Annotated in this window: 3 protein-coding genes; 1 reads left to right on the top strand and 2 read right to left on the bottom strand. The window is 68.1% G+C overall.

Annotated elements, in window-relative coordinates:
• Nucleotides 1-174: 174 nt before the first annotated feature.
• Entirely contained in the window at nt 175-810 is a 636-nt protein-coding gene (locus tag QRO91_RS21615; protein WP_049427797.1) for a lipopolysaccharide assembly protein LapB, read from the bottom strand.
• 171 nt (nt 811-981) lie between these two features.
• On the opposite strand from QRO91_RS21615, the gene QRO91_RS21620 reads away from it, so the two are divergent.
• Entirely contained in the window at nt 982-4,668 is a 3,687-nt protein-coding gene (locus QRO91_RS21620) for an indolepyruvate ferredoxin oxidoreductase family protein (RefSeq protein WP_049427798.1), read from the top strand.
• A gap of 36 nt (nt 4,669-4,704) precedes the next feature.
• Here the strand turns inward: QRO91_RS21620 and QRO91_RS21625 are convergent, their stop codons facing one another.
• Nucleotides 4,705-5,319 carry a DUF938 domain-containing protein gene (locus QRO91_RS21625; protein ID WP_049427800.1) on the bottom strand — a complete coding sequence of 205 codons (615 nt, stop codon included), beginning with the start codon at nt 5,317-5,319 and terminating at the stop codon, nt 4,705-4,707.
• Between the last annotated feature and the right edge of the window lie 254 nt (nt 5,320-5,573).

The following is a 5,573-nucleotide window of genomic DNA, read 5'->3' on the forward strand; positions in this document are numbered from 1 at the left end:
ACCGTTGGCGCCATGGATGGTGCCATCGAGCCCCCAGGGACGGGTTTACGGCGTGTCCTGCCAACCCACACCGCCCCGCCATCCCGCGAAATGCCCGCTGTTGCTGTTGCTTGGGCTGTTGCTTCGGCCGTTGCCTCTGCGGGTGCCGGGTGCAACCCGGCCGAACCCCCAACCTCAGGGCCACGCAGGCGGTGCGGCCGCCCAGGCCTGCTGCACTTCGGCCAACGACGCACGCTCATCATCGCGCCATTGCGGCAGCAGCTGTGCGTAGTTGGCACTGGTGCTCCACTGCGACGGCTCGGTACGCACCGCCGCGGCATACCACTGCACCGCTTCCTGTTTCTGCCCCATCCGCCACAGCGCCAGCGCATAGGTCGGTGGCACCCAGCTGGGCTTGCTGCGCGCATTGCCGGCCGATGACAGCCATTGCTCCAGCGCTGCCTCCGGCTTGCCTTGGCGCAGCAGGTCCCAGCCATAGTTCCAGCGCACGCTGCGGCCCGCGCTGCTCTGTGCCGGCGCCTCCTTCAAAGCCTCGCCGTACAGCTGGTCGGCCAGCTCGGCACGGCCCTGGGTACTGGCCATTGAAGCCAGCTGCACGGTGGCTTCCACCGCTCGCCGGCCGCGCTCGCGCAGCCTCACCAGCTGGGTGACCAGCTCATCGCCCTCGCCCTGCATCGCCACCATCGGTGCCGCCGCCAAGTCGCTGTCGAAGTAGAACTCCTGTGGTGCCGGCATGGCCGGCGCGGCCCACGCCGTGACCGCTCCCGAGGCCAGCAGAACGCTGGCCAGGATCTTTCCTGGAACTGACATCCCTTCTCCCCAGGCTGCACAACCGCAGCCTCCCTCTCTCGCCCCGATCCTAACCCCAGCAGCGGCGCGGGCGCGAGTGCCGGGACCACCACGGCCCCGCTGCTACAATTCGCGCCTTTCCCGCCGCGTGCCTGCACGCGGCCGGTGCCAGCCGATCCTACCGGGCCAGCCATGACCAGTACCGCGCAACTCACTTCGCCCTCTTCCGCCGACCTGCTCGACCGTGATTACACGCTCGACCACAAGTACACCCGCAACGAGGGGCGGATCTACCTGAGTGGCGTGCAGGCGCTGGTGCGGCTGCCACTGATGCAGCGCCTGCGCGATGCCGCCGAAGGCATCGACAGCGCCGGCTTCGTCAGCGGCTATCGTGGCAGCCCGCTGGGTGGCTTCGACCTGGAACTGTGGCGCGCGCGCAAGCATCTTGAAGCGGCGAAGGTGAAGTTCACCCCTGGCCTGAACGAGGATCTGGGCGCCACCATGGTGTGGGGCACCCAGCAGACCAACCTGTTCCCCGGCGCCAACGTGCAGGGCGTGTTCGGCATGTGGTACGGCAAGGGCCCGGGCGTGGACCGCTGCGGCGACGTGTTCAAGCATGCCAACGCGGCCGGCACCTCGCGCTACGGCGGCGTGCTGGCGCTGGCTGCCGATGACCATGCCTGCCGCAGCTCGACCCTGCCCCACGGCAGCGAAGACGAATTCGTCAGCGCGATGATGCCGGTGCTGAACCCGGCCGGCGTGCAGGACATCCTCGACATGGGCCTGCTCGGCTGGGCGATGAGCCGCTATACCGGGCGCTGGGTCGGCTTCAAGACCATCGCCGAAACGGTGGAATCATCGGCCTCGGTGCAGGTCGATCCGCTGGCGCGCCGCATCGTGCTGCCGGAAGACTTCGAGCTGCCCGGCGGGGGCCTCAACATCCGCTGGCCGGACCCGCCGATGGACCAGGAGATGCGCCTGCACCGCTATGCGGTGAAGGCCGCACAGGCCTTTGCCCGCGCCAACGGCATCGACAAGGTGGTGATGGACGCACCGCGCGCGCGGCTGGGCATCGTCACCACCGGCAAGAGCTACCTGGACGTGCTGCAGGCGCTGGAGTACCTGGGCCTGGACGAAGCCGCCTGCGCCGACATCGGCATCCGCGTGTACAAGGTCGGCATGACCTGGCCGCTGGAGCCGGAAGGCATCGCGCGCTTCGCGCAGGGCCTGGAAGACATCATCGTGGTGGAGGAAAAGCGTGCCTTCATCGAGCGCCAGATGAAGGAACAGTTCTTCAACTGGCCGGCCAGCTGGGGCCAGCGCCCGTCCATCGTCGGCAAGTACGACGAAAGCGGCGAGTGGATCCTGCCGTCCACCGGCGAACTTACCCCCGCCACCATCGCCGGCGTGATCGGCCGCCGCATCCAGAAGTTCTTCAACAACGAATCGATCGAACAGCGCCTGCAGTGGATGCAGGAAAAGGAAGCCGAGCTTGCGTTGCCGCGCGCCAGCTTCCCGCGCGTGCCGCATTACTGCTCCGGCTGCCCGCACAACACCTCCACCACCGTGCCGGAAGGCTCGCGTGCGCTGGCCGGCATCGGTTGCCATTACATGGTGACCTGGATGGACCGCAGCACCGACACCTTCACCCACATGGGCGGCGAAGGCGTGACCTGGGCCGGGCAGGCGCCGTTCACCGATACCCCGCACGTGTTCCAGAACCTGGGCGACGGCACCTATTTCCATAGTGGTTCGCTGGCGATCCGCCAGGCAGTCGCGGCCGGCGTCAACATCACCTACAAGATCCTCTACAACGATGCGGTGGCGATGACCGGCGGCCAGCCGGTGGACGGCCCGCTGAGCGTGCCCGACATTGCACGGCAGATGCGCGCCGAAGGCATCCACACCATCGTGGTGCTGTCGGACAACATCGGCAAGTGGACCGGCCAGCGTGAGCACTTCCCCAGCGACGTGGAGTTCCACGACCGCAGCGAGCTGGATGCCGTGCAGAAGCGCCTGCGCGAAGTGAAGGGCGTCTCGATCCTGATCTACGAACAGACCTGCGCCACCGAGAAGCGCCGCCGTCGCAAGCGCGGCAAGCTGGAAGACCCGCAGAAGCGTGTGCTGATCAACTCGCTGGTCTGCGAAGGCTGCGGTGACTGCGGCAAGAAGAGCTTCTGCGTGTCGGTGCTGCCGAAGGAAACCGAGTTCGGGCGCAAGCGCGAGATCGACCAGTCCAACTGCAACAAGGACTACTCCTGCGTGAACGGGTTCTGCCCGAGCTTCGTCACCGTGCACGGTGGACAGCCGCGCAAGGGCAGCAAGCGCGATGCCTCCACGCTGCTGGACAACCTGCCGGCACCGACCATCCGCGGCACGCTGGAACAGCCCTGGAACATCCTGATCACCGGCGTCGGCGGTACCGGCGTGGTGACCATCGGCGCGCTGCTGGGCATGGCCGGCCACCTGGAAGGCAAGGGCGCGACCGTGCTCGATCAGACCGGACTGGCGCAGAAAGGCGGCGCGGTGACCACCCACATCCGCATCGCTCGCCGCCCCGACGACATCCATGCCGTGCGCATCGCCGCCGGCGAGGCCGACCTGGTGCTGGGCTGCGACATGGTGGTGGTGAATGACTACTGGGCACTGTCCAAGGTCCGCGCGGGCCGTTCGCAGGTAGTACTGAACACCTATGAAGCGATGCCCGGCACCTTCACCACCCGCCCGGACATGCAGTTCCCCGCCGCCGACATCGTCGCCGGCGTGCGCGTGGCCCTGGGCGGCCAGGAACCGCTGCTGCTCGATGCCACCCAGCTGGCCACCGCGCTGCTGGGCGATGCCATCGCCGCCAACCTGTTCATCCTCGGCTACGCCTGGCAGCAGGGCCTGGTGCCGCTGTCGTTCGAGTCGCTGATGCGCGCCATCGAGTTGAATGGCGCCGCCGTGGCGATGAACCAGCAGGCGTTCGCCTGGGGCCGCCTGGCCGTGGTCGATCCGCAGGCCGTGCAGCAGGCCGCCGGCCTGGTGCGCAACCGCCACACCGATACCGAATCCACCCCGGGCCCGCTGCACGCGCTGCCGCCGGGCGAGTGGGAAGGCAACGAGTGGGGCGCCACCGCGGCACCGCGCAACACGGCCGACGAACGCGAACTGCGCGGCCTGCCCTCGCACGGTGGCGACGTGGCCTTCCTGCCGCTGGACGACGCGCGCCTGTCGCGCTCGCTGGATGAAATGATCGAACGGCGCGCCGCGTTCCTGGTCGAGTACCAGGATGCCGCCTACGCCAAGCGGTACCGTGATCTGGTGGCACGCGTGCGCGCCACTGAGGCCGACCGCATCGGCGGTTCCACCGCGCTGACCGAGACCGTAGCCCGCTACCTGTTCAAGCTGATGGCCTACAAGGACGAGTACGAAGTGGCCCGCCTGTACACCAGCGGCGACTTCCAGCGGCGCCTGCAACAGCAGTTCGAGGGCGACTACCAGCTGCGCTTCCACCTGGCACCGCCGCTGTTCGCGAAGAAGGACGAGCAGGGCCGGTTGCTGAAGAAGGAATACGGCCCGTGGATGTTCAAGGCGTTTGGCCTGCTGGCCAAGCTGAAGTTCCTGCGCGGCGGCCGGCTCGACGTGTTCGGGCGCACTGAAGAGCGCCGCATGGAGCGCCAGCTGATTGCTGATTACGAGGCGACGGTGCAGGTGCTGCTGGACGGCCTGGAGGATGATCGTCTGTCGCTGGCGGTGGAAATCGCCAGCATTCCCGAGCACATCCGCGGCTTCGGCCACGTCAAGGAAGCGCATTTCGCACAGGCCAAGGCGCGTGAAGCGGCGCTGCTGGCGCAGTGGCGCAATCCGAAGGCGCTGCATATCGTGCAGGTCGCTTGAAGGTGGTGCCGGCCGCTGGCCGGCACTACCGGCGGTTCAGCCCAACCGCCACAGCAACAGCCGGTTGTTGGCCGGCATCGCCACGTCACCCAGGCGGGTGAAGCCGTTGTCTGCCGCCAGCGCCTGCACCGCTTCGCTATCGCGGATACCGCTGCGCGGGTCGCGCGCCTTCAGCCAGCCATCGAACTGTGCGTTGCTGTCGCTGGTGTAGCGGCCGCCGTAATTGAACGGCCCATACACCGCCAGCAGCGCGCCATGGCGCAGCACCGGTGGCAGCGCGGCGAACAGCGCCTGTACGTGGTCCCAGCTCATGATGTGCAGCGTGTTGGCGCTGAACCCGGCGTCGAACGCGCTGCCCTCGGGTAGCGACAGGCCGGGTGCCGGCGGCAGTTCCACCTGCAGCGCCAGCGGCGGCAGCAGATTCAGCAAGGCTGCTTCGGCACGCCATGCCTCGATGCCAGGGAGATGATCCGGGTGATCACTGGGCTGCCAGCGCAACCACGGCCAGCGCTCGGCGAAGAAGGCGGCGTGCTGGCCGGTGCCGCTGCCGACTTCCAGCACCCGGTGGCGGTCACCCATCCACGGATCGAGTGCGGCGGCGATCGGTTCGCGGTTGCGCTCGCAGGCTTCTGAATACGGCTTGCTCGACATCAGGACGGGGTCCAGGCGGGGTCGGCCCATTGTGCACGAGGGGGTGTTGCTCGGCAGGGCGGCGCCCTGCACCCGCCGAAGCCGGAGCCAGAGCAACGTCAAAAGCTGGCATTCCGTGGGATGGCGGGTGGGTCCGGTGGCGGGGGACGCCGTGAATCCGTCCATGGAGGCTCGGTCGCGCCTTGCTCGTGTGCGCTGTCCTGCGCACACGGCAAGACCGGGGTTGGGCGTCCTGCCCAACCCGCCCGAGGCAT

This window comes from Stenotrophomonas maltophilia group sp. Smal32 (assembly GCF_030237085.1).
GTDB lineage: Bacteria > Pseudomonadota > Gammaproteobacteria > Xanthomonadales > Xanthomonadaceae > Stenotrophomonas > Stenotrophomonas maltophilia_Q.